The sequence below is a fragment of the Streptomyces sp. NPDC029044 genome, assembly GCF_040637495.1.
Lineage (GTDB): Bacteria > Actinomycetota > Actinomycetes > Streptomycetales > Streptomycetaceae > Streptomyces.
The window spans coordinates 115810-140660 of record NZ_JBEZWN010000012.1 but is presented as its reverse complement, the minus strand read 5'-3'; the positions used below and the strand labels follow the sequence as shown (position 1 = coordinate 140660).

At 70.3% G+C, this 24851-nt stretch carries 29 protein-coding genes; 15 read left to right on the top strand and 14 right to left on the bottom strand.

The window, feature by feature from the left end:
* Positions 1-203: 203 nt before the first annotated feature.
* From AB0E85_RS13820 to AB0E85_RS13805, 4 genes are read right to left on the bottom strand one after another with little or no spacing between them, the layout of a single operon-like run.
* Positions 204-710, bottom strand: coding sequence for an N-acetyltransferase family protein (locus tag AB0E85_RS13820; RefSeq protein ID WP_361925845.1), 507 nt, complete (start codon positions 708-710; stop codon positions 204-206).
* Positions 707-1126 (bottom strand): arsenate reductase ArsC, encoded by a 420-nt coding sequence (locus tag AB0E85_RS13815; RefSeq protein ID WP_361925843.1) that lies wholly within the window; start codon positions 1124-1126, stop codon positions 707-709. Before AB0E85_RS13815 ends, AB0E85_RS13820 begins: the two co-directional genes overlap by 4 nt.
* Positions 1119-2192 (bottom strand): ACR3 family arsenite efflux transporter, encoded by a 1074-nt coding sequence (arsB, locus tag AB0E85_RS13810; RefSeq protein ID WP_361925841.1) that lies wholly within the window; start codon positions 2190-2192, stop codon positions 1119-1121. Before arsB ends, AB0E85_RS13815 begins: the two co-directional genes overlap by 8 nt.
* A 23-nt stretch (positions 2193-2215) precedes the next feature.
* The gene (locus AB0E85_RS13805) at positions 2216-2623 is read right to left on the bottom strand and encodes a metalloregulator ArsR/SmtB family transcription factor (protein ID WP_361925839.1); all 408 of its coding nucleotides are present in this window, start codon (positions 2621-2623) and stop codon (positions 2216-2218) included.
* A gap of 79 nt (positions 2624-2702) precedes the next feature.
* Between AB0E85_RS13805 and AB0E85_RS13800 the strand changes: the two genes are divergently transcribed.
* The 5 genes from AB0E85_RS13800 (at position 2703) to AB0E85_RS13780 (ending at position 6466) form a co-directional block, all read left to right on the top strand.
* Positions 2703-3176 carry an ArsI/CadI family heavy metal resistance metalloenzyme gene (locus AB0E85_RS13800; protein ID WP_361925837.1) on the top strand — a complete coding sequence of 158 codons (474 nt, stop codon included), beginning with the start codon at positions 2703-2705 and terminating at the stop codon, positions 3174-3176.
* Positions 3177-3436: 260 nt separating this feature from the next.
* On the top strand, positions 3437-4486 hold the full coding sequence (locus tag AB0E85_RS13795) for a TerC family protein (protein ID WP_361925835.1): 1050 nt from the start codon (positions 3437-3439) through the stop codon (positions 4484-4486).
* A 103-nt stretch (positions 4487-4589) separates the two neighbouring features.
* Positions 4590-4826 (top strand): hypothetical protein, encoded by a 237-nt coding sequence (locus tag AB0E85_RS13790; protein WP_361925833.1) that lies wholly within the window; start codon positions 4590-4592, stop codon positions 4824-4826.
* 445 nt (positions 4827-5271) lie between these two features.
* Positions 5272-5766, top strand: a complete 495-nt coding sequence (locus tag AB0E85_RS13785) for a hypothetical protein (protein WP_361925831.1) — start codon at positions 5272-5274, stop codon at positions 5764-5766.
* A 139-nt stretch (positions 5767-5905) separates the two neighbouring features.
* The gene (locus AB0E85_RS13780; protein ID WP_361925829.1) at positions 5906-6466 is read left to right on the top strand and encodes a DM13 domain-containing protein; all 561 of its coding nucleotides are present in this window, start codon (positions 5906-5908) and stop codon (positions 6464-6466) included.
* 189 nt (positions 6467-6655) lie between these two features.
* Here AB0E85_RS13780 and AB0E85_RS13775 read toward each other — a convergent pair whose 3' ends face one another.
* The 4 genes from AB0E85_RS13775 to AB0E85_RS13760 all read right to left on the bottom strand — a co-directional run bounded on the left by AB0E85_RS13775 (position 6656) and on the right by AB0E85_RS13760 (position 10795).
* Positions 6656-7765 carry an SPFH domain-containing protein gene (locus AB0E85_RS13775; RefSeq protein ID WP_361925827.1) on the bottom strand — a complete coding sequence of 370 codons (1110 nt, stop codon included), beginning with the start codon at positions 7763-7765 and terminating at the stop codon, positions 6656-6658.
* Between the two features lie 28 nt (positions 7766-7793).
* Positions 7794-8231 (bottom strand): NfeD family protein, encoded by a 438-nt coding sequence (locus AB0E85_RS13770; RefSeq protein ID WP_361925824.1) that lies wholly within the window; start codon positions 8229-8231, stop codon positions 7794-7796.
* 154 nt (positions 8232-8385) lie between these two features.
* On the bottom strand, positions 8386-9780 hold the full coding sequence (locus AB0E85_RS13765) for a phosphatase PAP2 family protein (protein ID WP_361925822.1): 1395 nt from the start codon (positions 9778-9780) through the stop codon (positions 8386-8388).
* 160 nt (positions 9781-9940) lie between these two features.
* Positions 9941-10795, bottom strand: coding sequence for a LysR family transcriptional regulator (locus AB0E85_RS13760; protein ID WP_361925820.1), 855 nt, complete (start codon positions 10793-10795; stop codon positions 9941-9943).
* 103 nt (positions 10796-10898) lie between these two features.
* On the opposite strand from AB0E85_RS13760, the gene AB0E85_RS13755 reads away from it, so the two are divergent.
* Positions 10899-11624, top strand: a complete 726-nt coding sequence (locus AB0E85_RS13755) for an SDR family oxidoreductase (RefSeq protein WP_361925818.1) — start codon at positions 10899-10901, stop codon at positions 11622-11624.
* A gap of 24 nt (positions 11625-11648) precedes the next feature.
* Here the strand turns inward: AB0E85_RS13755 and AB0E85_RS13750 are convergent, their stop codons facing one another.
* Positions 11649-11807, bottom strand: a complete 159-nt coding sequence (locus tag AB0E85_RS13750) for a hypothetical protein (protein ID WP_361925816.1) — start codon at positions 11805-11807, stop codon at positions 11649-11651.
* 384 nt (positions 11808-12191) lie between these two features.
* On the opposite strand from AB0E85_RS13750, the gene AB0E85_RS13745 reads away from it, so the two are divergent.
* The 7 genes from AB0E85_RS13745 (at position 12192) to AB0E85_RS13715 (ending at position 18524) form a co-directional block, all read left to right on the top strand.
* Entirely contained in the window at positions 12192-12395 is a 204-nt protein-coding gene (locus AB0E85_RS13745; RefSeq protein WP_184848139.1) for a cold-shock protein, read from the top strand.
* Positions 12396-12575: 180 nt separating this feature from the next.
* Positions 12576-14078, top strand: coding sequence for a DEAD/DEAH box helicase (locus AB0E85_RS13740; protein ID WP_361925813.1), 1503 nt, complete (start codon positions 12576-12578; stop codon positions 14076-14078).
* A 43-nt stretch (positions 14079-14121) separates the two neighbouring features.
* Positions 14122-14355: a CBS domain-containing protein gene (locus AB0E85_RS13735; protein ID WP_361925811.1), complete on the top strand. Its 234-nt coding sequence runs from the start codon at positions 14122-14124 to the stop codon at positions 14353-14355.
* Positions 14356-14825: 470 nt separating this feature from the next.
* On the top strand, positions 14826-15176 hold the full coding sequence (locus AB0E85_RS13730; RefSeq protein ID WP_033310065.1) for a MerR family transcriptional regulator: 351 nt from the start codon (positions 14826-14828) through the stop codon (positions 15174-15176).
* A 258-nt stretch (positions 15177-15434) separates the two neighbouring features.
* Positions 15435-17498, top strand: a complete 2064-nt coding sequence (locus AB0E85_RS13725; protein WP_361925809.1) for a discoidin domain-containing protein — start codon at positions 15435-15437, stop codon at positions 17496-17498.
* A gap of 19 nt (positions 17499-17517) precedes the next feature.
* Complete coding sequence (locus AB0E85_RS13720) at positions 17518-18114, top strand: TetR/AcrR family transcriptional regulator (protein WP_361925808.1); 597 nt, start codon at positions 17518-17520, stop codon at positions 18112-18114.
* A gap of 122 nt (positions 18115-18236) precedes the next feature.
* Complete coding sequence (locus tag AB0E85_RS13715) at positions 18237-18524, top strand: DUF4190 domain-containing protein (RefSeq protein WP_361925806.1); 288 nt, start codon at positions 18237-18239, stop codon at positions 18522-18524.
* Here AB0E85_RS13715 and AB0E85_RS13710 read toward each other — a convergent pair.
* From AB0E85_RS13710 to AB0E85_RS13695, 4 genes are all read right to left on the bottom strand, one after another.
* The gene (locus tag AB0E85_RS13710) at positions 18502-19074 is read right to left on the bottom strand and encodes a CGNR zinc finger domain-containing protein (RefSeq protein ID WP_361925804.1); all 573 of its coding nucleotides are present in this window, start codon (positions 19072-19074) and stop codon (positions 18502-18504) included. The two genes, AB0E85_RS13715 and AB0E85_RS13710, sit on opposite strands and share 23 nt — an antisense overlap.
* Positions 19075-19176: 102 nt before the next feature.
* Positions 19177-19620 carry a hypothetical protein gene (locus AB0E85_RS13705; RefSeq protein WP_361925802.1) on the bottom strand — a complete coding sequence of 148 codons (444 nt, stop codon included), beginning with the start codon at positions 19618-19620 and terminating at the stop codon, positions 19177-19179.
* Positions 19621-19786: 166 nt separating this feature from the next.
* Positions 19787-20998 carry a cation:proton antiporter gene (locus AB0E85_RS13700; RefSeq protein WP_361925800.1) on the bottom strand — a complete coding sequence of 404 codons (1212 nt, stop codon included), beginning with the start codon at positions 20996-20998 and terminating at the stop codon, positions 19787-19789.
* A 518-nt stretch (positions 20999-21516) separates the two neighbouring features.
* Complete coding sequence (locus AB0E85_RS13695; RefSeq protein WP_361925798.1) at positions 21517-22302, bottom strand: AraC family transcriptional regulator; 786 nt, start codon at positions 22300-22302, stop codon at positions 21517-21519.
* 70 nt (positions 22303-22372) lie between these two features.
* On the opposite strand from AB0E85_RS13695, the gene AB0E85_RS13690 reads away from it, so the two are divergent.
* The gene (locus AB0E85_RS13690) at positions 22373-23215 is read left to right on the top strand and encodes a phytanoyl-CoA dioxygenase family protein (protein ID WP_361925796.1); all 843 of its coding nucleotides are present in this window, start codon (positions 22373-22375) and stop codon (positions 23213-23215) included.
* On the top strand, positions 23212-23487 hold the full coding sequence (locus AB0E85_RS13685; protein WP_361925794.1) for a hypothetical protein: 276 nt from the start codon (positions 23212-23214) through the stop codon (positions 23485-23487). Before AB0E85_RS13690 ends, AB0E85_RS13685 begins: the two co-directional genes overlap by 4 nt.
* 160 nt (positions 23488-23647) lie before the next feature.
* On the opposite strand, the gene AB0E85_RS13680 is transcribed toward AB0E85_RS13685, so the two are convergent.
* Positions 23648-24850 carry an acyl-CoA dehydrogenase family protein gene (locus tag AB0E85_RS13680; RefSeq protein ID WP_361925791.1) on the bottom strand — a complete coding sequence of 401 codons (1203 nt, stop codon included), beginning with the start codon at positions 24848-24850 and terminating at the stop codon, positions 23648-23650.
* Position 24851 lies beyond the last annotated feature (1 nt).

The following is a 24851-nucleotide window of genomic DNA, read 5'->3' as shown; positions in this document are numbered from 1 at the left end:
TCCCGCCAACCGTTACATGCTCCAGACCCCGGTGATCGGCGCCGGCTGCTGAACTGGCCCGCCCAGGAGCTCTGACGGCCCGCGGCGGAGCGGTCCCACCGGCTTCTCGACAGGAGTAGTCGTTGCGCTGGGCGTCGCCGGACTCCGGAAGCAGGGTGGGCCCCGGAGTGTTCCGGGGCCCACCTCGTCGTCGTGTGTTCGCTCTATGCGATGAGAGGGCTGCGGCGTTCGACCAGGACCACGTCGCGCCATACGCCGCGGTGTCGGCCGATGCGTTCGCGTGTGCCGATGACGCGGAATCCGGCTCGCCGGTGCAAGGAGAGACTGGCGGCGTTCTCGGGAAAGACGCCGGACTGGATCGTCCAGATGCCCGCCGCTTCGGTCGATCCGATCAAGGTCTGCAGGAGGGCTGAGCCCGTCCCCCGGCCGCGGGCTGCGGGGTGGACGTACACCGAGTGCTCGACCACGCCGGCATACGCGCACCGATCGGAGACGGCCACGGCAGCGACCCAGCCCAGCCCCCTGCCGGCGTCGTCGAGAGCGACGTAACGATGCCGGGGCAGCTTGGCGGCATCGAACTCCTCCCACGTGGGTGCGACCGTCTCGAAGGTGGCATGGCCCTCGTCGATACCGAGTTGGTAGATCGTCAGGACCTCGTCGGCATGCTCGCGGCCCATGGCCACGATGCGAACCGTGCCTGTGAGACTCATGCTCGGCTCGCCGGGGCGATCTCGTCGACCAGGCCGCGGACGCGCTTGTCGATCTCGTCGCGGATCGGGCGAACCGCTTCCACGCCCTGCCCTGCCGGGTCGGGGAGTTCCCAGTCGAGGTAGCGCTTGCCGGGGAAGACGGGGCAGGTGTCCCCGCAGCCCATCGTGATGACGACGTCGGACGCCTGGACCGCTTCCACCGTGAGCACCTTGGGCACCTCGGCCGTGATGTCGATGCCCGCTTCCGCCATGGCCTCGACCACAGCCGGGTTGACGGTGTCGGCGGGGGCGGAGCCTGCGGAGCGGACCCGGACGCGGTCGCCCGCGAGGTGGGTGAGGAAGGCGGCGGCCATCTGTGAGCGCCCGGCGTTGTGGACGCAGACGAACAGGACGGACGGGGTGGCTGTGTCAGGCATGGGCTGCCTCTTCCTGAGATGGCGGGACGGCGGCCGGGGCGGTGAAGTAGCGGCGCGCGTACAGGGCGACGTACACCAGGCCGATGAGTGCCGGCACTTCGATGAGGGGGCCCACGACGCCGGCGAGTGCCTGGCCGGAGGTGGCTCCGAAGGTGGCGATGGCGACGGCGATGGCCAATTCGAAGTTGTTGCCCGCAGCGGTGAAGGCCAGCGTCGTGGCGCGCGAGTAGTCCAGACCGACGGCACGGCCCAGGGCCATGGACCCGGCCCACATGACGGCGAAGTAGACCAGCAGCGGCAGGGCGATGCGGGCGACGTCCAGCGGCTGTGAGGTGACCGCGTCACCTTGCAGGGCGAAGAGGACGACGATGGTGAAGAGCAGGCCGTAGAGGGCGAAGGGGCCGATGCGCGGAATGAGTTCGGCTTCGTACCAGGTGCGGCCCTTGGTCTTCTCACCGATGCGGCGGGTGAGGTAACCGGCCGCGAGCGGGATGCCGAGGAAGATGAGCACGCTGCGGGCGATCTCCCACACCGACACGTCCAGGCCGGTCTGTTCCAGGCCGAGCCAGCCGGGCAGGGCGGAGAGGTAGAACCAGCCCAGCGCCGAGAAGGCGATCACCTGGAAGACGGAGTTCAGGGCGACCAGGACGGCGGCGGCTTCGCGGTGTCCGCGGGCAAGGTCGTTCCAGATGATGACCATGGCGATGCAGCGGGCCAGGCCGACGATGATCAGGCCCGTGCGGTAAGCGGGCAGGTCCGGCAGGAACAGCCAGGCCAGGGCGAACATGAGCGCCGGGCCGGCCACCCAGTTCAGCAACAGGGACGGCAGCAACAGGCGGCGGTCGCGGGTGACGGTGTCGAGGCGGTCGTAGCGGACCTTGGCCAGCACCGGGTACATCATCACGAGCAGGCCCAGCGCGATCGGCAGGGACACTCCCGTGACCGTCACCTCGGCCAGGGCGTCACCCAGCCCCGGAACCAGGCGCCCCAGGCCGAGCCCCACCGCCATGGCCGCGAGGATCCAGACCGCCAGGTAGCGATCGACGAAGGACAGGCGTCCCGCCACACTCCCTTCAGCAGCGGCAGTGCTCACGAGGCGGCCCCGGCAGGCGCTGTGCGGTCGGGCAGCGGTTCTCCTGCCGGACGGGTCAGGATCGCGGCAAGCCGGTCGGTCATCTCCGGGACCAGCCAGTAGTAGACCCAGGTGCCGCGCCGCTCGCAGTCGATCAGACCGGCCTGCCGGAGCAGCTTGAGGTGATGGGAGATCGTCGGCTGGGACAGGTCGAACGCCGGGGTCAGGTCGCACACGCAGACCTCGCCGCCCGCACGTGAGGCGATCATCGACAGCAGCCGCAACCGCACCGGATCACCCAGCGCCTTGAACACCTTGGCCAGCTCCACCGCCTGGCCCTCGTCCAAGGGGGTCGTCAGCAGCGCTGGGCAGCAGTCGCCGGCCGCATCGTCCTGACCCAGCACCACGAACTCTTGATTCGACATTTCTCTATGTTGACATCCTTCGATTCAGAGCGCAATGTTGCATCGACAGACATCAATACAACCCGTTGGGAGTCGTGTCATGTCTCGCGCCCAGCTCGCCCTTCGCGTCAGCGACCTCGAAGCGTCGGTCACCTTCTACTCGAAGCTGTTCGGCACCGAACCGGCCAAGCGTCGCGAGGGCTACGCCAACTTCGCCATCACCGAGCCCCCGCTCAAGCTCGTCCTGATCGAGGGGCAGCCCGGCGAGGAAACGCGCCTGGACCACCTCGGCGTCGAGGTCGAGTCCACCGACCAGGTCAACGCCGCCACCACCCGGCTCAAGGACGCCGGCCTGGCCACCTTCGAGGAGAACGACACCTCGTGCTGCTACGCCCTCCAGGACAAGGTGTGGGTCCACGGTCCCGGCAAGGAACCCTGGGAGGTCTACGTCGTGAAGGCCGACGCCGACAACCTCGGCAAGAGCGCCGACCCCAACGCCGCCGGGGACGCCTGCTGCGCCGGCCAGGCGACCGAGGAGGCCCCGGCGGCGGCCGGATGTGCCTGCGGCCAGTGATGCGGACGGCCTGATCGGCCGAATGCCGGTCCGTCTCGGTTTCCGTCTCAGTCAGCGACGGTCACCACCGTTCATGCGAGTCCATCCAAGTCGGGTCACGCTTCCGCTTGCTCGGCTGCCCCGACGCGAAGGGGGGCGAGGTCCCGCTCCGGATCACGGCCGGGGCGCTGGTTGCGCATCCACACTGGGCGACAACCGCCGAGGTGTGCTCCAGACTCGAAAAGAGACCTCCGGTCGACCGCACCTGAGGGGCCACGCCCGTGTATGACGTTCCGTTCTGGTTGTGGGCGGTGTTCGCCGTCACCGTGCTGGTGTCGCTGGCTGTCGATCTGCTGGCGCACCGGCAGGCCCATGTGATCGGTTTCCGCGAGGCCGCCGCGTGGAGCGGGGTGTGGGTGGGGCTGGCGATCGTCTTCGGTGTGGTGGTGTTCCTCGTGGTCGGCACGACCGCCGGGGTCGAGTACACCACCGCCTGGCTGCTGGAGAAGAGCCTGTCCGTCGACAACCTCTTCGTCTTCGCGCTGATCTTCGGCTACTTCCAGGTGCCGCGCGCCTACCAGCACCGCGTGCTGTTCCTCGGGGTCCTGGGCGCCCTGGTTTTCCGCGGTGTCTTCCTCGCCGCGGGCGTGGCGGTGGTCAGCCGCTTCACGGCCGTGCTGTTCGTCTTCGCCGCCATCCTCTTCTGGAGCACGTACAAGATCCTCAAGGGCGAGGAGGAGAGCTTCGACCCCGGCAGGAGCCTGGCCGTGAGGCTGCTCCGGAAGGTCGTCCCGGTGCGGGACGAGTACGCCGGGCCCCACTTCTTCGTGAAGGAGGCCGGGCGGCGGGTCGCCACCCCGCTCCTGGCCGTCGTCGCCGCGATCGAGGCGGCCGACCTCGTCTTCGCCGTGGACAGCGTGCCCGCCGTGCTGGCCGTGAGCAGCGACGCCTTCATCGTCTACACCAGCAACGCCTTCGCCATCCTCGGCCTGCGCGCCCTGTACTTCATGCTGGCGGGGCTGCTCGACCGGTTCCACTACCTCAGTACGGGCCTGGCGGTCATCCTCGCTTTCATCGGCGTCAAGCTCATCCTCCAGGCCGCCCACGAGACGATCAGCACCGCCGTTCCCGAAATACCCTCGCCCATCAGTCTCGCCGTCATCGCCACCATCCTGGCCATCTCCGTCGCGCTCAGTCTGCTGCGACCACCACCCGACCAGGCCGGCGGCACGCCCGTCGCTCGGACCGCCGGGCCCGAAAGCTCGTCCCACGGTGGCTCCACCCAGCAGGCCGACCCGCCTGACCCCCCTGAGGCACCCGACGCCAGATGACCACCCCTACGGCATGGCAAGGGCACCGCAGCGGCTCATCAGCACCGGATGATCACGCCAAAACGATTCCAAATCTACGCAAAGCAGTCGTAAAATATCACCTATGAGCGCTGAGCAGAAGTCCCAGGCGACCACACCGTCCACCTACGTCTGCCACTCATGCAAACAGCCGGTGGACGCCGTGGTGGAGCGGCACAAGAGCATGGGCGTCTACGTCCCCCACTGGACCGCCGGCCCCTGCCACAACCCGCGGTGCGACCACTTCGTACCGGAGCAGATACCGATCAGCTCGGTCCGCAGCAGCGTCTGGAAGGACGTCGCCGGCTGGACCGGCCACTGACCGGCACCCGCTGACGCGGGTGACCAGGCCACCGACCTGAAGGACGCCGGATGCGCGTGCGGCCAGTGATGCGGACGGCCTGATCGGCCGAATACCGCCGACCGGCAACGGTTTCCGGTCGCGCCGAGGATGATCATTCAAGCCACTGGGTGGCGAAGGGGAAGGTTTCCTAGGCCAACTCGACCCAGGGTGCGGCACGGACCTGCTATGCCTGCTACAGCAATGAATAAGTAGGTCCGTGTCAGGAGGGTTGGTCTCCCTCGCATGTGGCATGACGTGGGGCGCACACCGGCCCGGAGTCATGCCACATGAGGACCGGAAAGGGGAGAGAGTGAACTTTCGGGGTGCCCGGGTCGCGTCGTTTGCGGCGCCGCTCGGGATTGGCTTGCTGCTTGGACTGATAGGCCCTGCCGCTGAGCGTTGGGGTGGTCTTCCAGGTGCGGCCGTGGGCGCCGTTTTCACCGGTGGGTGGCCGTGGGCCTGTTACGCGTTCCTGGTGGGCTATTTCCGCCGGTCGAAAATCGAATCGGTCGTCCTCGCGCCTCTGGGGCTGGCTGTCGGTGTCGTGGCCTACTACTTGATCAAGGGGAACCTGGCCTCCGTGGGTGGACTGGATTCCGCAGGTGTGAATTCCTCCGGAATCGCCCTCTGGGGTGTGCTGGCATTCCTCTTCGGAGCACCCCTGGGGCTCCTGGGGAACCTCGCACGGGTGCCGGGCATCGGCGGCCTGTTCTTCCGGCTGCTTGTTCCCCTGGTGGCCTTTTATGAGACGTCCATGCGTCTGGAGACGGAGTCGCACGGGCCGAGTCAGGTTGTGCTGGGCACCTGGACCGCCGTCAGGTTCACGGCTGTGGCCGTCGCGATCGCCATGGTGGGCCACACGCTCCGGGGTTGGTGGAGGTCTCGCCGTGTTCGCTCCGCCGAGGTGGGCGTTGGCTAGCGTCCGGTGATCGTGCCGGAAGGCATCCCGGCCCACCGGCGCGGCGTAAGGATTCCGTCATCACCTGCGGGGTGTGGGACGGGCCCCGGCTTCCGTTGAATGGGACAGGACGGAAAAGCTCCCGGAGAGCGAGGCGGGGATGGGGCGCGTGCAAAAGGTACTGACCAGGCCGCTGGTCATCGCGGTTCTGGTGGTGGCGGTCGGCGGAGTCGGCTTCGGGCTGTACTGGTTCCAGCCGTGGAAGCTGTGGCAGGACGAGACCGTGGAGGAGGCTTTGCCCCAGGTGGTGGAGACCTCGGCGCCTCCTGCGGCGGCACCCTCCCGGACCCCCACGACGCCGGCCGGACCGCAGACGCTGGCGAGCGGTGAGCTGATCACTCACGAGCACGCGACTTCGGGCACCGTGAAACTCGTACGGCTGGACGACGGCTCTCACATCGTCCGGCTGGAGAACCTCGACACCAGCAATGGACCCGACCTGCGCGTGTGGCTCACCGACGCGCCGGTGAAGGAAGGGAAGGCCGGCTGGCACGTCTTCGACGACGGGAAGTACGTCAGCCTCGGCAAGCTCAAGGGCAACAAGGGCAGCCAGAACTACGTCGTGCCCGAAGACGTCGACCCGGCCCGGTTCAGCAGCATCAGCATCTGGTGCGACCGGTTCGACGTCTCCTTCGGCGCCGCCGAACTCGCCCGCGCCTGACGGGCCCTGAGAGACCGGCACCGGTGACGCTTCGCCGAACGCCGATGACGTGCTGCCGCACGCGGTGCCACGCTGACCGCCGGTTCCAGCCGCAGTCATCCAGCGCATCTGCGTGCGCGGACGTCACCCCAGGGTGGTTCCGGGGGGGGGAGGACTCGGTCCTCCCCCAGGCGGTGGCCGGCGGTGGGTTCAGTCGTCGGACGTCCGCCCCCGGCGCGGCACCTGCGGTGACTTCGCCGCCTCCGCCTCAGCCTTGGCGTCGCTCACCGCCGCGGCGGCCTGCTTGCCGGCCTCGTCGGCGGCCGCGGCGGCGTCGAGGGCGGCCGTCGAGCCCGTGTCGAGCTGCGGGATCCCGGGCTCGTGCGAGGCCTCGTCGGCAGCGGCGGTGGCTGCTTCCTCGGGTGGCGCGGGGCGTGGAGCGCCCGCCGTCGGCTCGTCACCGAACGCCCGGGTGACGGTGCGGACCGCCTCGGTCAGCTCGCCCGGGATGACCCAGAACGTGTTGTTGTCGCTCCTGGCCAAGTGCGGGAGTGTCTCCAGGTACTTGTAGGCCAGGATCTTGGGGTCGGCGTTGTTGCGGTGGACGGCCTGGAAGACGAGCTCCACCGCCTTGGCCTCGCCGTCCGCCCGCAGGATCATGGCCTGCTGCGTGCCCTGCGCCTCCAGGATGTCCTTCTGCTTGGTGCCCTCGGCGGTGAGGATCTTGGCCTGCCGCTCCCCTTCGGCGTGCAGGATGGCGGCCCGCTTGTCGCGCTCGGCCCGCATCTGCTTCTCCATCGCCTCCTTGATGGTGTGCGGTGGATCGATCGCCTTGATCTCGACGCGGTTGACGCGAATGCCCCATTTGCCGGTGGCGTCGTCCAGGACGGCGCGCAGCCGGGAGTTGATCTCCTCGCGCGAGGTGAGCGTCTCCTCCAGGTCCATGCTGCCGATGACGTTGCGCAGCGTGGTCACGGTGAGCTGGTCGATCGCCTGGAGGTAGTCGGCGACCTCGTACGCCGCCGCCCGCGGGTCGGTGATCTGGTAGTAGAGCACGGTGTCGATGTTCACCACGAGGTTGTCCTCGGTGATCACCGGCCGGGGGTCGGACGAATAGACCTGCTCGCGCACGTCGAGTTTGGTGTTGATGCGGTCGGCCACCGGCAGGACCAGGTTCAGGCCGGGCTGAAGCGTCCGGCGGTACCGGCCGAACCGCTCGATGTTGTAGCGGCGGGCCTGCGGGACGATCCGCACGGTGGAGGCCACGAGGAAGACGATGACGAGGGCCGCCACGAGAATGGGGATGACAACTGGATCCACAGTGCCTCCGTTGCTGGTGTTCAGCCGTTCAGGGAAGGAGCTCGCGGGGGTAGACGATGGCGGTGGCCCCTTCGATCTCCATGACGTCCACCAGCGCTCCCACCGGGATCACATGGCTCTCGTCGAGGGCGCGGGCGGACCATTCCTCGCCGGAGAGTTTGACCAGGCCGCGGGTCGCGGTGACTTCCTGCACGACCTCGGCCCGCTTGCCGATCAGCGCGTCGCTGCCGTCGCGGACGAGCGGCTGCTGTGCCATGTGCCGCAGCGCGACGGGACGGACGAGGACGAGGCCCGCCGCCGCCGCTGCCCCCAGGGCCAGGAGCTGGCCGAGCAGACCGATGCCGACACCGGCGACGACGGCGGCGACCAGCGCGGCGCCCGCCAGCAGCCCGAAGACCAGGGTCAGGGTGAAGAACTCCGCGGCACCCAGCGCCGCGGCAGCGAGCAGCCACAGGAACCACGGCATCGTTTCGCCCTTCTTCTGGGGCTTTCTCCACCAAGCTACCGTCCGGACACGCCGGGCAGAACAGACACGGCAGCCGTGGTTCTCGCGCGTCGGGCGGCCCGTCCGACCGGAGGCGTCCGGTCCGGCCGGCGGGCCGCTCCCCTTCAGCGCGTGATCAGTGCGGCTCCGGGGCGGGCGTGGGCGTGGGAGCGGGGCCTTCCTGCTCTCCTGACGTGGCCTGCGCCGGCGCTGCCTCCTCGACCGGGGGCCGGGGGCCCGGCAACCGTGGGGTGGGCCTCGGTGTGGTGCGGACGTAGCCGTAGATCACCGAGGTCATGGCCAGGACGAGCAGGGGTCCGGACAGTTCCGGATGTGCGGCCATCTGCGTCGGCAGGTAGCGGTAGGACAGCAGGAGCGCGGTGAAGACCGTGGTGCCGTAGGCGACCAGCAGGATCCCCGGGCGGTCCCAGCCGCGGTCGAGCGAGCGCAGGGCCGCCTCGATGGTGAGGGCGAACACCACACCGGCGATGAGGTCCACGCCGTAGTGGTAGCCGAAGCCCAGGGTCGCGGCGAGGGTGACGACCAGCCAGAACGTGCCGGCGAGCCGCAGGGCCCGGGGCGCCTTGCGGGTGTGGACGAAGATCGCGACGGCCCACGCCGTGTGCAGGCTGGGCATGCAGTTGCGAGGGGTGATCCCGTCGTACGTCATCGGCTGCGGGGTGGTGACCGGCAGCGGGATGTGCGGCCACAGGTTGGCCGCCGCCCACTGCACGCCGCCCGTGCCGGAGGCGCCCGGGCCGTAGGCGAAGACGGGGCCGACCACCGGGAAGAGCATGTAGAAGGCCGGTCCGAGGAGGCCGATCACCAGGAACGTGCGCACCAGGTGGTGGCTGGGGAAGCGGCGCTCGACCGTGACGTTGCGCAGCTGGTAGAAGGCGACGACGACCGCGGCCACCGCGAGCTGGCCGTAGACCAGTTGGAGCAGATGGCTGCTGTAGGGGTCGGTGGCCTCGACGATCCGGCCGGCCAGCCAGGAGGGGTTGCCCAGCGCGTGGTCGGCGGTCGCCACGTACTGGTCGAGCACCGTCGGGCGGGTCTTCGCCGTGATGAACAGCCAGGTGTCACCGACCTTGCGGGCGGCGACCAGCAGCAGGCCCAGCCCGACGCCCTTCAGCAGCAGGACGCGGTCAGGGCCGGTGCGGCGGGTGACGGCGATGACCGCGGTGCCCAGCATCACCCACAACGCGCCGGTGCCGAAGACGTGGCCGCCCGTCATGTCGGCGTCCGCCGCCCACCGCACCGGCAGGAGGGCGGCGTCGATGCCGAGCGCGGCGCCGGCCGCGATGAACCGCTGCCGCCAGGTGAGCACGACCATCATCAGCCCCAGGCCGCCGTAGAGCGGCCCCGGTTTGGGGGCGAGGACCAGGCCCTTCACCTGGTTGGTGATCGGCCCCGGTTCGCCGTAGCGGCGCGCGGCGACCTCCAGCGCGATGAGGAATCCGAGCGTGACCACGCCCGCCGCGCCCCACAGCAGCACGCGCCTGCGGCGCCCCGCATCCCACGAACTCATGTCGCTTATTCGCGAAAACACCCGCGATGCTCTGGCTATCAATCTTTTGGCCGATTCTTCCGAATGGCTGGGCAGATGGAGAGCGATGGAGGGACCATCGCGAGTTCGAACATGTTATCGGAGGGTGTCGGTCCCGCCCGGCCTAGGCGGCTCCGCCCTCTCACGAGCTCACCCGTATCGCGGTGCGGACCAGGTCAGCGACCGCCCGGGACCGGCTGTGCGGTGGCCAGGCGATCACCGTGGTGACCGTCGGCGCGTCCGGCACCGGCACGGCGGCCAGCCCGTCGCGCAGCTGGGTCCGGCAGGACTCCGGCGCGATCCAGCAGGCGCGGCCGAGTGCGATCAGCTGGAGGAGCTGGGCGTGGTCGCGGGCCCGGGGGCCGGGGCCGGCCGGGTAGGTGCCGTCGGGGCCGGGCCAGCGGGGCACCGGCAGGTCGCGGAGGCCGGTGACGTCGGCCGTACGGAGATGGGGCCGGCCGGCGAGGGGGTGCCCGGCCGGGAGGATCACGACCTGCCCCTCCGTGCAGAGCTCTTCGGTGTCGAGGCCGGCCGTGGTGTCGAACGGCCGGTGCAGCAGCGCCACATCGGCCCGGCCGTCGCGCAGCATCGGTCCCTGCTCGCCCATGCCGCACAGGAGCAGATCGACACCGGCCGCGCCGGGTTCGGCGGCGTGGGCGTCGAGCAGTTTCGCCAGCAGCTCGCTGGAGGCGCCGGCCTTCGTCACGAGGACCACGCCGGCCTCGCCGGCCGGGGCGAGCGCCGCGCGGCGGGTCCGGCGTTCAGCGGCCTCGACCGCTTCCAGGGCCGCCCGGGCCTCCCTCAGGAGCACCGCTCCGGCCTCCGTCAGGGTGACCGCACGGCTGCTGCGCTCCAGCAGGACCGCTTGGAGACGCCGTTCGAGCCGGCCGATCGCCCGCGACAGCGGGGGCTGCGCGATCCCGAGCCGCTGGGCGGCCCTGCCGAAGTGAAGCTCCTCGGCGACGGCGACGAAGTACCGCAACTCCCTTGTCTCCACGCCGTGATGGTACTGCTCCGAGCTGGGCCGATACCGGTGCGGTATCGCCGCCCACCCGATCGGTGTTGGCCCGCCGGCCCCGGACGCGGACAGGATCGGCGGCATGAGCGAACAGACGATCGCGCTGGTGACCGGCGCGAACAAGGGCATCGGGTACGAGATCGCGGCGGGCCTGGGCGCCCTCGGCTGGAGGGTCAGGGTCGGCGCCCGGGACCGGGAGCGGCGCGAGACGGCCGTCGCGAAACTGCGGGCGGCCGGCGCCGACGCGTTCGGCGTACCGCTCGACGTGACCGACGACGCGAGCGTGGCGGGGGCCACCGCACTGGTCGAGGAGAGCGCCGGACGTCTCGACGTGCTGGTCAACAACGCGGGGATCACCGGCAGTGTGCCGCAGATGCCCACCGGGGTGGATCCGGCGACGGTGCGGACGGTCGTGGAGACCAACGTGATCGGTGTCATCCGCGTCACCAACGCGATGCTGCCGCTGCTGCGCCGCTCGTCGTCGCCGCGGATCGTGAACATGTCCAGCGGCGTGGGCTCCCTGACCCGGCAGACCACTCCCGGCAGTGACACGGGCCCGATCTCCGCCGCCTACACGCCGTCCAAGACCTTCCTCAACGCCGTCACCGTCCAGTACGCAAAGGAGCTCCGGGACACGGGCATCCTCATCAACGCGGCGTGCCCCGGCTACTGCGCGACCGACCTCAACGGGTTCCGCGGGGTCCGCACCCCGGAGCAGGGCGCGGCGGTCGCGGTCCGGCTCGCGACGCTGCCCGACGGCGGCCCGAGCGGCGGCTTCTTCGACGACGAGGGCGAGGTCCCGTGGTAGACCCGCCGGGAGCCGCGGGCCGGTTCAGCCGAAGGGGACGGCGTCCGTCACGGAGGTGTGCCAGGACGCGGCGGCGGACGAAGAACCCTGCGTCGCACCGGTGTCCGCGGCCTTGTCCGAGTCCCGGCACGCGGTCATCAGCACGGCTCCGCCGACGAGGGCGCTGTCACCGATCGGTGACATGTGCACGTACCTTCGGTCCGGGCAGGGCCCGAACGGGTGATGTGACCTTCGTCGCGGCAGCGGCGTCGGGGCGCCATCGCCGCCGCGCCGTGCATCGGCGGAGGTCACAGGGCCGGCGAGCGAGGGTGCGACAGGAAGAGCCGCGCCCGCGCACGGCAATATCTGTGCCCGCAAAATGAGAAATAGAAGCAGGGTCCGCCGAGTATTCCCCGATCACCCGGCGAAACAGAATTTTCGCACCACCCGGCGCCGAACCCACCGTGCTACTGTCGATCTCAGTTGCAGGTGTGGTTGCCAGAAGGTCATTTCCTACGGGGTAATCATCACGGCGACATGGAATTCACAGACGGTGAATTCCTGAAACCGCCTCCGAAGGAGAAACAAATGGCTACCGGCACTGTGAAGTGGTTCAACTCGGAAAAGGGCTTCGGCTTCATCGAGCAGGACGGCGGCGGCGCCGACGTCTTCGCCCACTACTCGAACATCGCCACCCAGGGCTTCCGCGAGCTGCTGGAGGGCCAGAAGGTGTCGTTCGACATCGCGCAGGGCCAGAAGGGCCCGACGGCCGAGAACATCGTGCCCGCCTGACATCGGCGCTCGCGCACATTTCGCAGCTGGGGCCCGCACCTGAAGGGGTGCGGGCCCCAGCTCGCTGTTTTTCCCGCCGGCCCGACCCGGCCGCAACGACTTCGGCTCGTCTCGAGATTCTCTGCGCCGCTCCACTGCTGCGGATTTTCCTTGCCACGCGCCCATCGAGGAAGGTCCCGCATGAAGCGTTCCCACACATCCCGTACCCGTGACCGTTTCTCAGGAGGTGACGGCGACGGCCGCCGCTTCGGCAGGCAGAGCCGCTCCGGTGGTCCGAGCCGCTCCAGGAGCTACGGAAGCCGCCCGGCCCTCCAGGGCGAGTTCGCCCTGCCGAAAACGATCACACCCCCACTGCCCGCCGTCGAGTCGTTCGCCGATCTCGCCCTGCCCGCGCGGCTGTTGGCCACGCTCAGTCAGGAAGGCGTGACCGCGCCGTTCCCGATCCAGGCGGCCACCCTGCCCAACTCCCTGGCCGGCCGGGACGTCCTGGGGCGCGGCCGCACCGGCTCGGGCAAGACCCTCGCCTTCGGCCTCGCCGTACTGGCCCGGACCGCAGGGCGGCGCGCCGAGCCGCGTCAGCCGCTCGCGCTCGTCCTCGTACCCACCCGCGAGCTCGCCCAGCAGGTCACCGACGCGCTCACTCCGTACGCCCGTTCCGTGAGCCTGCGGCTCGCCACGGTCGTCGGCGGGATGTCCATCGGCAGGCAGGCCGGTGCGCTGCGCGCCGGGGCCGAGGTGGTCGTCGCCACGCCCGGGCGGCTCAAGGACCTCATCGACCGGGGTGACTGCCGGCTGGACGGCGTCGACATCACGGTCCTCGACGAGGCCGACCAGATGGCCGACATGGGTTTCATGCCGCAGGTCACCGCCCTGCTCGACCAGGTGCGGCCCGGTGGGCAGCGGATGCTGTTCTCGGCCACCCTGGACCGCAACGTCGACCGGCTGGTCCGCACCTACCTGGACGACCCGGTGGTCCACTCCGTCGACCCGTCCGCGGGCGCGGTCACCACGATGGAGCACCACGTCCTCCATGTGCACGACGCGGACAAGCACCGGACCACCACCGAGATCGCGGCGCGGGACGGCCGGGTGATCATGTTTCTCGACACCAAGCACGCGGTGGACTCGCTGACGACGCACCTGCTGAAGAGCGGTGTCCGTGCCGCGGCCCTGCACGGCGGCAAGTCACAGCCCCAGCGGACCCGGACCCTGGCCCAGTTCAAGAGCGGCCACGTGACGGTCCTGGTGGCGACCAACGTCGCGGCGCGCGGCATCCACGTCGACAACCTCGACCTCGTCGTCAACGTGGACCCGCCCGGTGACCACAAGGACTACCTGCACCGCGGCGGCCGTACGGCGCGGGCCGGCGAGTCCGGCAGCGTGGTCACGCTGGTGACACCGGGCCAGCGTCGCGGCATGAGCCGGCTGATGGCGTCGGCGGGCATCACCCCCCGGATCGCCCAGGTGCGGTCCGGCGAGGCGGAGCTGAGCCGTATCACCGGTGCCCAGGCCCCTTCCGGCGTCCCGGTCGTCGTCACCGCGCCGCGCGCGGAACGCCACCGCGGAGCATCCGCCCCGTCCCGGGGCCGACGGGGCCGCCGCCCCGCCGGCCAGGGCCGCCCCGCCGGCGAGGCGGCGCGCCCGAGGGCGCAACGGCGGACCGGCTCCGGCTCTGCCGCGTAGCGCCCCGCGCCCACCCGCCCCCACCTCTCGGCAGGAGACACCCATGACGCCGGTTCTGACGCAGCACCCCGCCACGGCCCGCGCGCCGCGCATCCGTGACGACATGACGGTCGAGGTGGCGCTGTCCCTCATGGCCGGTGCCCGGGTCGACCACCTCGTGCTCTGCGACGGCGACGACCAGAGCACGGGCGTGGTCACCCTGGCCCGGCTCACCGTTCTCCGGAACGCCCCCACCTACACGGACCGGGTCCGTCTCCGGGACGTCCCGGAGAGCTGACACACCGGCGGGTGACCGCCACCCGGAGATCAGTGAGGGCCCTGGCGACGCGCGTCGCCAGGGCCCTCACCGCTGTGTCGCGGCACGGTCGTCCCTGATCAGAAGCGACAGGATGCCTGCGTCCGACGGACTTAAAAATCTGTCTTTGTCAGAGTAGACATTCGACCCTCACCGCGGTTAGCCTTCTTCTCGTAGACATGGTCAGAGGAGAACCGAGGAAGGACGGAGGAGCAGACGCCATCAGGATCGCCCGGCCGGGAAGCTCTCGGTCCGGGTACCGCAAGACCCCGGATTGGATGGTGGTCCCCGGTCACGCAGCCGCGATCCCCGCACCCCTCCCGCACGCGGGCCGGGTAGCGGAAACAGAAGGTCGGCGCAGCATGAGGGCCGACAGATGGTGTTGAATTTCCTTCGGGGCCCTGGTGCCGTACGGCGCCAGGGCCCCTCGACGCGTTCCACTACGAGGTGACATGCCGGCTGATACTCCGCTCAGCGATCGTCTGGACGACGACGACTACCCCGCCTACACGATGGGCCGGGCCGCCGAGATGCTCGGCACGACCCCCGGCTTCCTGCGTGCCATCGGGGAGGCCCGTCTGATCACTCCGCTGCGCTCGGAGGGCGGGCACCGCCGGTACTCCCGCTACCAGCTGCGGATCGCGGCGCGCGCCCGCGAACTCGTCGACCGGGGAACCCCGATCGAGGCCGCCTGCCGCATCGTCATCCTGGAGGACCAGCTGGAGGAAGCCCAGCGCATCAACGCGGAGTACCGTCGGGCCGCGCAGGAGGCGTCCGGCGTGACCGATCGCGGCCCGAGCTGATCGGCTGAACGCCCGCGGGTCACCTCACCCGCACCATGAGACCCCAGGTCGGCGACCCGGGGGTTTGCTGCTGCCCCGGCCGAGCGGCCGAGGCCCGGCCGCTCGGGGGCCCGCCCGGGGGAACCAGCCCCCCCCCCGCTCACCAGGTCAACCGTCCCGGACCCTTGACTCATCAGGCGGTAGTGGCGATTCTCGTCGCACACTTTGCGAGGTCATGACAACACGACCGAGCGACCCGCCGACCGAGGGACGTGGGCTGTGACCAGTTCCGGACGCCCGTACCGCCGACGCAAGAACCTCACCGTTGTGTCGCTCCTCCTGCTCGTGCTGTCGATCGCGCTCGGCCCCACCCCGAGCGCGGCGGCCGGAAGCGACTGGTGGGAGCCGGCCGCACGGCCCGCGCCGGACTCCCGGATCAACGTCACGGGCGAACCCTTCACCGGCACGAACGCCGAGGGCGAGGTGCGCGGCTTCGTCGACGCACACGACCACATCTTCTCCAACGAGGCCTTCGGCGGCCGTCTGATCTGCGGAAAGCCGTTCTCCGAGCAGGGCGTGGCCGACGCGCTCAAGGACTGCCCCGAGCACTACCCGGACGGCTCGCTCGCGATCTTCGACTTCATCACCAACGGCGGCGACGGCAAGCACGACCCGAACGGCTGGCCCACCTTCAAGGACTGGCCCGCCCACGACTCGCTGACCCACCAGCAGAACTACTACGCCTGGATCGAGCGGGCCTGGCGCGGCGGCCAGCGGGTGCTCGTCAACGACCTCGTCACCAACGGCGTGATCTGCTCCGTGTACTTCTTCAAGGACCGCTCCTGTGACGAGATGACGTCCATCCGGCTCCAGGCCAAGCTGACGTACGACATGCAGGCCTACGTCGACAAGATGTACGGCGGGCCCGGCAAGGGCTGGTTCCGGGTCGTCACCGACAGCGCGCAGGCCCGCAAGGTCATCGAAGAGGGCAAGCTGGCCGTCGTCCTGGGCGTCGAGACCTCCGAGCCGTTCGGCTGCAAGCAGGTCCTCGACATCGCGCAGTGCAGCAAGGCGGACATCGACAAGGGGCTCGACGAACTCCACGCGCTGGGCGTGCGCAGCATGTTCCTGTGCCACAAGTTCGACAACGCCCTGTGCGGGGTGCGGTTCGACTCGGGCACGCTCGGGACGGCCATCAACGTCGGGCAGTTCCTGTCGACCGGCACCTACTGGAAGACCGAGACCTGCAAGGGCCCGCAGGCCGACAACCCCATCGGCAACGCGGCGGCGCCCGCGGCCGAGAAGAAGCTCCCGGCGGGTGAGGAGGTCCCGACGTACAGCGCCGACGCGCAGTGCAACGTGCGGGGGCTCACCGGCCTCGGCGAGTACGCCGTCCGCGGCATGATGAAGCGCGGCATGATGCTGGAGATCGACCACATGAGCGTCAAAGCCACCGGCCGGGTGCTCGACATCTTCGAGTCCGAGTCCTACCCGGGCGTGCTGTCCTCGCACAGCTGGATGGACATGGACTGGACCGAACGGGTCTACGGCCTCGGCGGCTTCATCGCCCAGTACATGCACGGCTCCGAGGGGTTCATCGCGGAGGCGAAGCGCACCGAGGCCCTGCGCGACAAGTACGGCGTGGGCTACGGCTACGGCACCGACATGAACGGCGTCGGCGGCTGGCCGGGACCGCGCGGGGCGGACGCGCCGGACAAGGTCACCTACCCGTTCAAGAGCGTCGACGGCGGCTCGGTCATCGACCGGCAGACCACCGGAGAGCGCACCTGGGACCTGAACACCGACGGGGCCGCCCACTACGGTCTCGTCCCGGACTGGATCGAGGACATCCGGCGCGTCGGCGGCCAGGACACGGTCGACGACCTGTTCCGGGGCGCCGAGTCCTACCTCGGCACCTGGGCGGCCTCCGAGAACCACGAGGCGGGGGTCAACCTGGCGGCCGGATCCGACGCGTCGGCCAGCTCCTCGGAGTGGAGCCTGTTCACGAACTACAAGCCGCACCGCGCCGTCGACGGCGACCGCGGCACCCGCTGGGCCAGCGACTGGAGCGACGACCAGTGGCTTCAGGTCGACCTCGGCTCCGCGCGAACCGTGGGGCGGGTCACCCTCGACTGGGAGCGCGCGTACGCGAAGTCGTACCGGATCGACCTCTCCGCCGACGGCACGACCTGGCGTACCGCGTGGTCCACGACCGCCGGCGACGGCGGTCTCGACACCGCGCGGTTCGCCGGCACACCGGCCAGGTACGTCCGCGTCCACGGCCTGGAACGCGGCACCGACTGGGGCTACTCCCTCCACGAGGTCGGCGTCCACAGCCGCTGACACCCACGAGAGGGGCTCCATGGCACGGTTGCCGTCCGCCGAGCGGCGGCGACAGCTCACCGAAGCGGCGATCCGGGCGATGGCCCGGGACGGCGTCCCCAGGACGACGACCCGGTCCATCGCCGCGGAAGCGGGCGTCTCGCTGAGCGTCTTCCACTACTGCTTCGACTCCAAGCAGCAGCTGGTCGAGTCCGTCATCACCACCATCACCGGGCACTACGTGACGGTGGTGAGGGAGGCCATCCGGCCCCGAGCCACCCTGGAGGAGACCGTCCGGGCCGGCTTCCAGGCGTACTGGGACCACGTCCGCGCCCACCCCGACGAGCACATGCTCACCTACGAGCTCACGCAGTACGCACTGCGCAGCCCCGGTTTCGAACACCTGGCACGCCGTCAGTACGAGCTGTACGCCGAGACGTACACCGAACTGATCGACCAGCTGCGCGGGACCATGGGTCTGCGCCTGCGCGTGCCGGTGCCCGTGCTGGCCCGGTACCTGGCCGCCATGACCGACGGCCTGACGCTCAACTACCTCGTGCTCGGCGACGACGCGGCCTGGACGGCCGTCCTCGACACGGTCACCGCGCACGTCGCCGGACTGGTGCAGGAGAACTGACGGGATCCTCCTCCGAATCGGTTGTCATGGGAACGGCCCTGAGGGGCATTCGAACAAAACAAGTCGAAAGTGAGGAGAGTGCGGCCCGTTCGGTCCGTGCCATCGACAACTGGGAGTTTTCCATGGCGAGTTACGGCGGTTCCTCTGCCGCGTCCTCCGGTTCGCGCACCAACGGCCTGGCGATCGCGAGCCTGTGCTGCGGCATCATCGGCCTGTTCTTCCTGAACATCATCCTGGGCCCGCTGGCCATCATCTTCGGTGCCGTCGCCCGGCGGCAGGCATCGGTCAAGAGCGGCGCCGGAATGGCGAAGGCCGGCATCATCCTCGGCGTCGTCGACGTGGTCCTGTGGCTCGTCCTCCTGGCCGTAGCCAGCAGCAACGGCGGCTTCAGCTGGTACGTCGGCGGCTAGCCTCCGCCGTGGTCCTCTTGCGGGCGCGGTACGCGGCGGCCTTGATCTTGTTGCCGCAGGAGTCCATCCCGCACCACTGGCGCCGCATGCCGCGCGAGCGGTCGATGTAGGTGCGGGTGCACTCCGGGTTGTCGCACTCCTTGAGCAGGGGCACGTCCGGGCCGCTCAGGAGCTCGACGGCGTGCCGCGCCACCAGGGAGAGGGCCTCGTCCGGCGTCGCCTGCGTCCAGCGCCCCGACGGGGTGAGCTGGGGGACGGCGGGCGGCGTACGGGCGGCGTTGTTCACGACGGTCAGCGCCGCCCCGTCGTACTCCTCCCCGAGCCGGCGGGCGGTGACCAGCAGGTAGACCGCCTCCCGCACGGCCCTCGCCCGCTCGACGTCGGCCTCCTGGCCCGGGGAGACCGCGTCGACCAGGCCGGACTCCACGTACCAGGCGTTCAGCCGGTCCGGCGTCACGAACATCTCGAAGCGCACCGAACGGCGGGCCCGGAGCGTGGCGGCGAAGTCGAGCGCCGGGTTTCCGCAGACGAAGACGTGATCGAGATTCACGTCACCATTCTGACCGGTGACCATTTCCCCGGGCAAGCCTCAGAGGTGATCGGCGTCGACGACGCGCGGTGGTGACGTCCGAGAAGTGGGGGTGGCTCTGCGTCAGGAGTCGTACAGCCCGTCGCCGGTCCTGGTGTCGGAGCCGACGTGGCCGGGGGCCATGCGGCGGTAGGCGGCCCGGGCGTGGACGAGGCGGGCCAGGGCCGTGCCGATGAGGGCGGCGGTGAGCAGGCAGGCCAGCCAGGTGGTGTCGCGGTGACCTGCCCAGGTGAGGACGCCCGCGGGCGGTATGGCGAAGCCGTTGAGGAACAGCCAGCACAGGAGTGCCGTGCCGGGGGCGGCCGCGAAGCGGGCACACAGCCCCAGCAGCGCGGCCAGCAAGGACAGTGCGGGCAGGGCCAGTTCGGTCCGGTCCGGCCCCACCACGGTGTTGAGGAGCGCCACCAGCACCAGTGCCCCGACGCCGGCCCCCGCCCAGACCAACGGCGTGGCCACGGGCTGGGGGACGGGCCTGGCTCCGGTGCCCAAGGGCTTCCACTCGATCATGCTGGCGCTTCCTTCCGGTCCACCTGGACGGAATTCTCCCCCGGCCTCCCCTGCCGGTCCCGGGGTGCTCGTCAGGGTCCCACCCGGGCCCTTTCCCGTGAAACAGCCAATCCGGACAGTCAGGGGGCGGACCGGCTCTCCGGCCGGGCACACCGGCCTCTTCCGGTCAACCGCGGGCGGTGGCCGTCTCCTTGGCGGAGTCGGTGACCGGTGGGGCCGGGCGGGGGCGGCGGTGGGCGGCGCGGCGGGCCAGGGGTTCGGTCCAGCGGGCCGCCAGGGGGCCGAGGATGACCAGGATCAGGACGTAGGCGGTGGCCAGCGGGCCGATGCGGGGTTCGGCGCCGACCGCGAGACCGGCGATGACGATGGAGAACTCGCCGCGTGCGACCAGGGTGCCGCCCGCGCGCCAGCGGCCCCTGGACGAGATGCCGGCCCGGCGGGACGCCCAGTAGCCGGTGGCGACCTTCGTCAGGGTGGTGACGGCCGCCAGGGCGAGCGCGGGCAGCAGGACGGGCGGGATGGCGGCCGGGTCGGTGTGCAGTCCGAAGAAGACGAAGAACACCGCGGCGAACAGGTCCCGCAACGGGGTGAGGAGGCTGCTGGCGCCCTCGGCGACCTCGCCGGACAGGGCGATGCCGACCAGGAACGCGCCGACGGCCGCGGAGACGTGCAGCTGCTGCGCGAGCCCGGCGACGAGCAGGGTCAGACCGAGGACGGCCAGCAGGAGCATCTCGGCGTTGTCCGAGGACACCGCGCGGCTGACCAGGCGGCCGTGCCGCAACGCCACGTACAGGACGGCGCCCACGGTGCCCAGCGAGATCAGCAGGGTGACCGCGCCGCCCGCGAGGCCCACCCCGGCCAGCAGGGCGGTGAGGATGGGCAGGTAGACCGCCATGGCCAGGTCCTCCAGCACGAGCACGCCGAGGATGACCGGCGTCTCGCGGTTGCCGAGCCGGCGCAGATCACCGAGCACCTTCGCGATGACCCCGGAGGAGGAGATCCAGGTGACCCCGGCCAGGGCGACGGCGGCGACCGGCCCCCAGCCCAGCAGGAACGCCATGGCCGCTCCAGGGGCGGCGTTGAGGACGAAGTCCACGGCTCCGGAGGGGTATTGGGTCTTCAGCGTGGTGACGAGTTCGGAGGCGCTGTACTCCAGGCCGAGCAGGAGCAGCAGGAGTATGACGCCTATCTCGGCGCCGGTGGCGACGAACTCCTCGCTGGCCCGCAGCGGCAGGATGCCGCCCTGGCCGAAGGCGAGTCCGGCCAGCAGGTACAGGGGTATGGGCGAGAAGCCCACCCGTCCGGCGAAGCGTCCCAGGAGCCCCAGGGCGAGGATGATCGCCCCGAGTTCGATGAGCATGGCGGTGGTGTCGTGCACGGGCGTCTGACCTCCGTTGATCGGGTCTGCGGCGTCTGTGCCGTGGGCGTGAACGCCCCGGGTGCGGCTCGGTGAGCGGTGGGATGGGGCCGGGCCGCGTGCGAGGCGGCGGAGCCGGACAGGGCGATGCGGCGTCGGCGGCGTGCTCCACTCCGACGGACAGCGGCGCGAGCACGCGTCCCGCCCCGCCCTTGGACATCGGGCGTCAGGCGTCAGGCGACCGGCTGGCGTCGACCGTCACGCGTCGGGCAGCACGCGTCGCGCGTCAGAAAGAGAGGAGACCGCTCACGCGGAGCGGTCGGTATCAGGGACGCCGTCACGGGCGGCGTTGTGGACGCGGACAGGCACCACTCGCCCCATGTCACGCCCCCTCACGCCGGCCCGGAAAGCCGGGCGGCCACTGTCGACGAACCGAGCGGCCGGCGCGACTGTGCGCGGCGCCGCTCAACCGAGCGTAAGAGCTCGGTAAAGAATCCTAGCGCACGCCAACGCTCCGTGATCGCACAGTCGTTCATGGCCTACGCACCGGCGGCCTGCCGCACGGCGCGCGGGGACGCGCCGAGTTCCTTGCGGCAGGTCTTGTTGAACGCCTGGAGGTCGGGGATCCCGACCGTCGCCGCGACGGCCGGGATCGCCAGCGTCGAGGCGATGAGCAGGTGGCGGGCGCGCTCCATGCGGCGGCGCCGGACCCAGCCGACGACCGTGTGCCCGGTGTCCTCGCGGAACAGCCGGGTCAGGTGCGTGTGCGAAACCCCGGCGGCCCGGGCGATCCCGGGAACGCTCAGCGGATCGGCCAGGTGCTCCTCGATATGGGCCATGGCCGCCCGCAGCGCCGGGTGCCGGGACCCGGAGGGCGTCTGCGCGGCCGCGGCCAGACCGGTCGTGCGCCACAGCGCCGTCCACAGTTCCGCGGAGGCCCGGGCCGGGGACTGGGCGCACGCCGCGATCGTCTGGCGCAGCAGGGCGCTCAGCACCGCCGCCTCCGCGCCGGCGTCCTGCATCGCCGGGAGCCGGTGCCGCTCCCCGTCGCCCGGCAGCCGGAAGTGTGCGTACAGGTGCTCGCAGCGCGGGGCGTCGTAGTGGAAGTGCACCTCCATGCCGGGCGGTACGAGGCTGAGGTGACCGGGGCGGATCGGGTGCCGTGCGCCGCCGAACTCCAGGGTGCCGGAGTAGCCGTAGAGGTGGAGCTGCCACAGGTGCGGGAGGCGGAAGACCTCGTGCGGGCCGGCGGAGCCGTGCACACCCACGCCCGCGTGGACCAGGTCCGGCGGCAGTTCGAGGGGCAGTTCCACGTGGGTCGGCATGGTGGAAAATTACCAGTGCTTGTCGATTACGCCCCACGACATCCACCCTCTGCCCTTCTACGGTTGCGTCATGCAAACCACGAAACAGCTGTTGAGCTCCGCCGAGGTGGCGCGCTTCACGGCCCACGGATTCCTGCGCCTCGACGGCGTCGTGCCCCGGGAGATGAACGAGGAGGCGCTCGGTGTCTTCGCCGCCGGGGCGCTGCCCGCCGTGCCGTACGGGACTCCGGTGCCGGTGGCCTTCCCGGAGGGTTCCTTCACCCGGCGGCTCGTCGAACTGCCCGCCGTGGCGGGTGCGCTGGAGAGCCTGGTGGGACCCGATCCGGACATCGACCACCACTTCGTCCACACCCGCATGCCCCGGGAGGGCAATGCGCAGGCGTTGCACGCCGACGCCCTCATCGACGTGCGGCCCGACGCGTTCGACGTGCAACTCATGTACTACCCGCAGGAGGTGACCGCCGACATGGGCGGCACACTCGTCGTCCCGGGCAGCCATCTGCGGCGCATCAACGAGTCCGACACCGGCCGCTACCAGAACCTGCTCGGCCAGACCCGGCTGACCTGCCCGGCCGGCACCGTGCTCCTGATGCACCACGGCATCTGGCACGGCGGGCGGCGCAACGACAGCGACACCGTGCGCCACATGTACAAGATCCGCTTCAATCCGACCGTGCCGCAGGTGCGGCTGTGGGACACGCGGGACCTGGACTCCCCTGCCGTACGCGAGGAGTTGGGGCGCTTCTTCCCCTGGTACGAGCAGGCCACCGGCCGGCTGGAGATCCACAACCGGGTCCTGCTGTGGCGCTCCATGACCGCCGACCCCGGCTTCGACATCGAGCACTGGGCCACCCGCATCGCCAACCGGCCCGGCGCGTCCACCGCGCCCGCCGCGCAGAGGAGCACCGTATGACCACCACCCGGCAGCAGGTCCTCGTCCTCTACCTCGACAACTCCGCCCTCGACTCCCGGGTCGTCGGCTGGGCCCGCTACGACGGCACGGGCACGACCCGCCCGACGACCGGCGACAGCGACGAACCCCCGTACGACACGGGGGTCGGCGCCCTGGAGGACGGCTGGCGGCTCTTTCAGGCGTCCCCGCTCATTCCGCCGTATCCGGGGGCGGAGCACGCGACGTCGTTCCTCAAGCACGAGTTCTTCTTCGAGAAGCTCGTGTCTCGGTGAGGACGGCCGCCGGAGCGCGCTTCGGCGGTGGCCTTCCGGCCCTGCTCTTCACCGCCGAACCCGACGCGTTGGCGGTCCCGCCGCCCGATCAGCGCACCGAAGCCGGCCGGGCATGACGAAACCCCGGGTCACAACCCGGGGTTGGTTCGTCTCATAAAGCTCAGACGAATGCGCTCTGGCCCGTGATCGACTTGCCGACGATCAGGGTGTTCATCTCGCGGGTGCCCTCGAAGGAGTAGATCGCCTCGGCGTCGGCGAAGAAGCGGGCGATGTCGTGCTCCAGCAGGATGCCGTTGCCGCCGAAGATCTCACGGCTCCAGGCCACCACCTCGCGCATCCGGGAGGTGACGAACGCCTTGGCCAGCGAGGAGTGTTCGTCGCGGAAGATGCCGGCGTCCTGCAGCCGGGCGAGCTGCGTCATCATGCCCCAGGAGGCGGTGATGTTGCCGAGGCTCTTGACCAGCAGGTCCTGCACCAGCTGGAAACCGCCGATCGGGCGGCCGAACTGGCGGCGCTCCCGGGCGTAGTCCAGGGCCAGTTCGTAGGCGCCGACCATGACACCGAGCGCCTGCCAGGCCACTCCCGCACGGGTCGCGCGCAGGATCTCGGCGACGTCGCGGAAGGAGTTGATGTTCTGCAGCCGGTTGGCTTCCGGCACCCGGACGTCGGTCAGGGTGATCTCGGCGTTCTCCACGATCCGGAAGGCGATCTTGCCCTCGATCTTCACGGGGTCGAAGCCGGGCGTGCCCTTCTCGACGACGAAGCCCTTGACGTGGTTGTCGTCGAGGTCGCGCGCCCACACCACGACGTAGTCGGCGAAGGTGGCGTTGCCGATCCACTTCTTGGCGCCGTTCAGGACCCAGGTGTCGCCCTCGCGCCGGGCGGTGGTGCGCATGCCGCCCGCGACGTCGGACCCGCCGAGCGGCTCGGTCATCGCGAACGCGCCGATCTTGTCCATGGCGGCCATCGCCGGCAGCCAGCGGTCGCGCTGCTCCTGGTCGCCGCCGGAGTAGATGGAGTACATCGCCAGACCGTTGTGGACGCCGAAGAAGGTGGACACCGAGGCGTCGGTGCGGGCCATCTCCATGGCCATCGTGCCGCTGAGCAGGTTGCTGACGGCGGGACGGTGCTCGCCGTAGCCCTCATAGGGGAGGCCGGCGAGGCCGCTGTCGCGGAAGAGGGTGATGAGCTCCGTCGGGAACCGGTCCTTGCCCCAGTTCTCGTTCACCAGCGGCTTGACCTCGTCGCGCATGAGGGCGCGGGTCTTGAGGAGGAGCTTGCGCTCGTCGTCGGGCAGCAGCGCCTCGTAGTCGTAGAAGTCCGCGACCAGCTGGTCCTGGAGGGGTTCGTGCGTGGTGGTCATC

Excerpts from the sequence above, each read along its gene's own strand:
- AB0E85_RS13820 (WP_361925845.1), bottom strand. The coding sequence starts at position 710 with ATGAGTCTCACAGGCACGGTTCGCATCGTGGCCATGGGCCGCGAGCAT.
- AB0E85_RS13685 (WP_361925794.1), top strand. The coding sequence starts at position 23,212 with ATGACCACCACCCGGCAGCAGGTCCTCGTCCTCTACCTCGACAACTCC.
- AB0E85_RS13805 (WP_361925839.1), bottom strand. The coding sequence starts at position 2,623 with ATGTCGAATCAAGAGTTCGTGGTGCTGGGTCAGGACGATGCGGCCGGC.
- AB0E85_RS13715 (WP_361925806.1), top strand. The coding sequence starts at position 18,237 with ATGGCGAGTTACGGCGGTTCCTCTGCCGCGTCCTCCGGTTCGCGCACC.
- AB0E85_RS13765 (WP_361925822.1), bottom strand. The coding sequence starts at position 9,780 with ATGAGTTCGTGGGATGCGGGGCGCCGCAGGCGCGTGCTGCTGTGGGGC.
- AB0E85_RS13740 (WP_361925813.1), top strand. The coding sequence starts at position 12,576 with ATGAAGCGTTCCCACACATCCCGTACCCGTGACCGTTTCTCAGGAGGT.
- AB0E85_RS13735 (WP_361925811.1), top strand. The coding sequence starts at position 14,122 with ATGACGCCGGTTCTGACGCAGCACCCCGCCACGGCCCGCGCGCCGCGC.
- AB0E85_RS13730 (WP_033310065.1), top strand. The coding sequence starts at position 14,826 with ATGCCGGCTGATACTCCGCTCAGCGATCGTCTGGACGACGACGACTAC.
- AB0E85_RS13800 (WP_361925837.1), top strand. The coding sequence starts at position 2,703 with ATGTCTCGCGCCCAGCTCGCCCTTCGCGTCAGCGACCTCGAAGCGTCG.
- AB0E85_RS13780 (WP_361925829.1), top strand. The coding sequence starts at position 5,906 with ATGGGGCGCGTGCAAAAGGTACTGACCAGGCCGCTGGTCATCGCGGTT.
- AB0E85_RS13755 (WP_361925818.1), top strand. The coding sequence starts at position 10,899 with ATGAGCGAACAGACGATCGCGCTGGTGACCGGCGCGAACAAGGGCATC.
- AB0E85_RS13790 (WP_361925833.1), top strand. The coding sequence starts at position 4,590 with ATGAGCGCTGAGCAGAAGTCCCAGGCGACCACACCGTCCACCTACGTC.
- AB0E85_RS13815 (WP_361925843.1), bottom strand. The coding sequence starts at position 1,126 with ATGCCTGACACAGCCACCCCGTCCGTCCTGTTCGTCTGCGTCCACAAC.
- AB0E85_RS13745 (WP_184848139.1), top strand. The coding sequence starts at position 12,192 with ATGGCTACCGGCACTGTGAAGTGGTTCAACTCGGAAAAGGGCTTCGGC.
- AB0E85_RS13750 (WP_361925816.1), bottom strand. The coding sequence starts at position 11,807 with ATGTCACCGATCGGTGACAGCGCCCTCGTCGGCGGAGCCGTGCTGATG.
- AB0E85_RS13695 (WP_361925798.1), bottom strand. The coding sequence starts at position 22,302 with ATGCCGACCCACGTGGAACTGCCCCTCGAACTGCCGCCGGACCTGGTC.
- AB0E85_RS13705 (WP_361925802.1), bottom strand. The coding sequence starts at position 19,620 with ATGATCGAGTGGAAGCCCTTGGGCACCGGAGCCAGGCCCGTCCCCCAG.
- AB0E85_RS13770 (WP_361925824.1), bottom strand. The coding sequence starts at position 8,231 with ATGCCGTGGTTCCTGTGGCTGCTCGCTGCCGCGGCGCTGGGTGCCGCG.
- AB0E85_RS13690 (WP_361925796.1), top strand. The coding sequence starts at position 22,373 with ATGCAAACCACGAAACAGCTGTTGAGCTCCGCCGAGGTGGCGCGCTTC.
- AB0E85_RS13720 (WP_361925808.1), top strand. The coding sequence starts at position 17,518 with ATGGCACGGTTGCCGTCCGCCGAGCGGCGGCGACAGCTCACCGAAGCG.
- AB0E85_RS13680 (WP_361925791.1), bottom strand. The coding sequence starts at position 24,850 with ATGACCACCACGCACGAACCCCTCCAGGACCAGCTGGTCGCGGACTTC.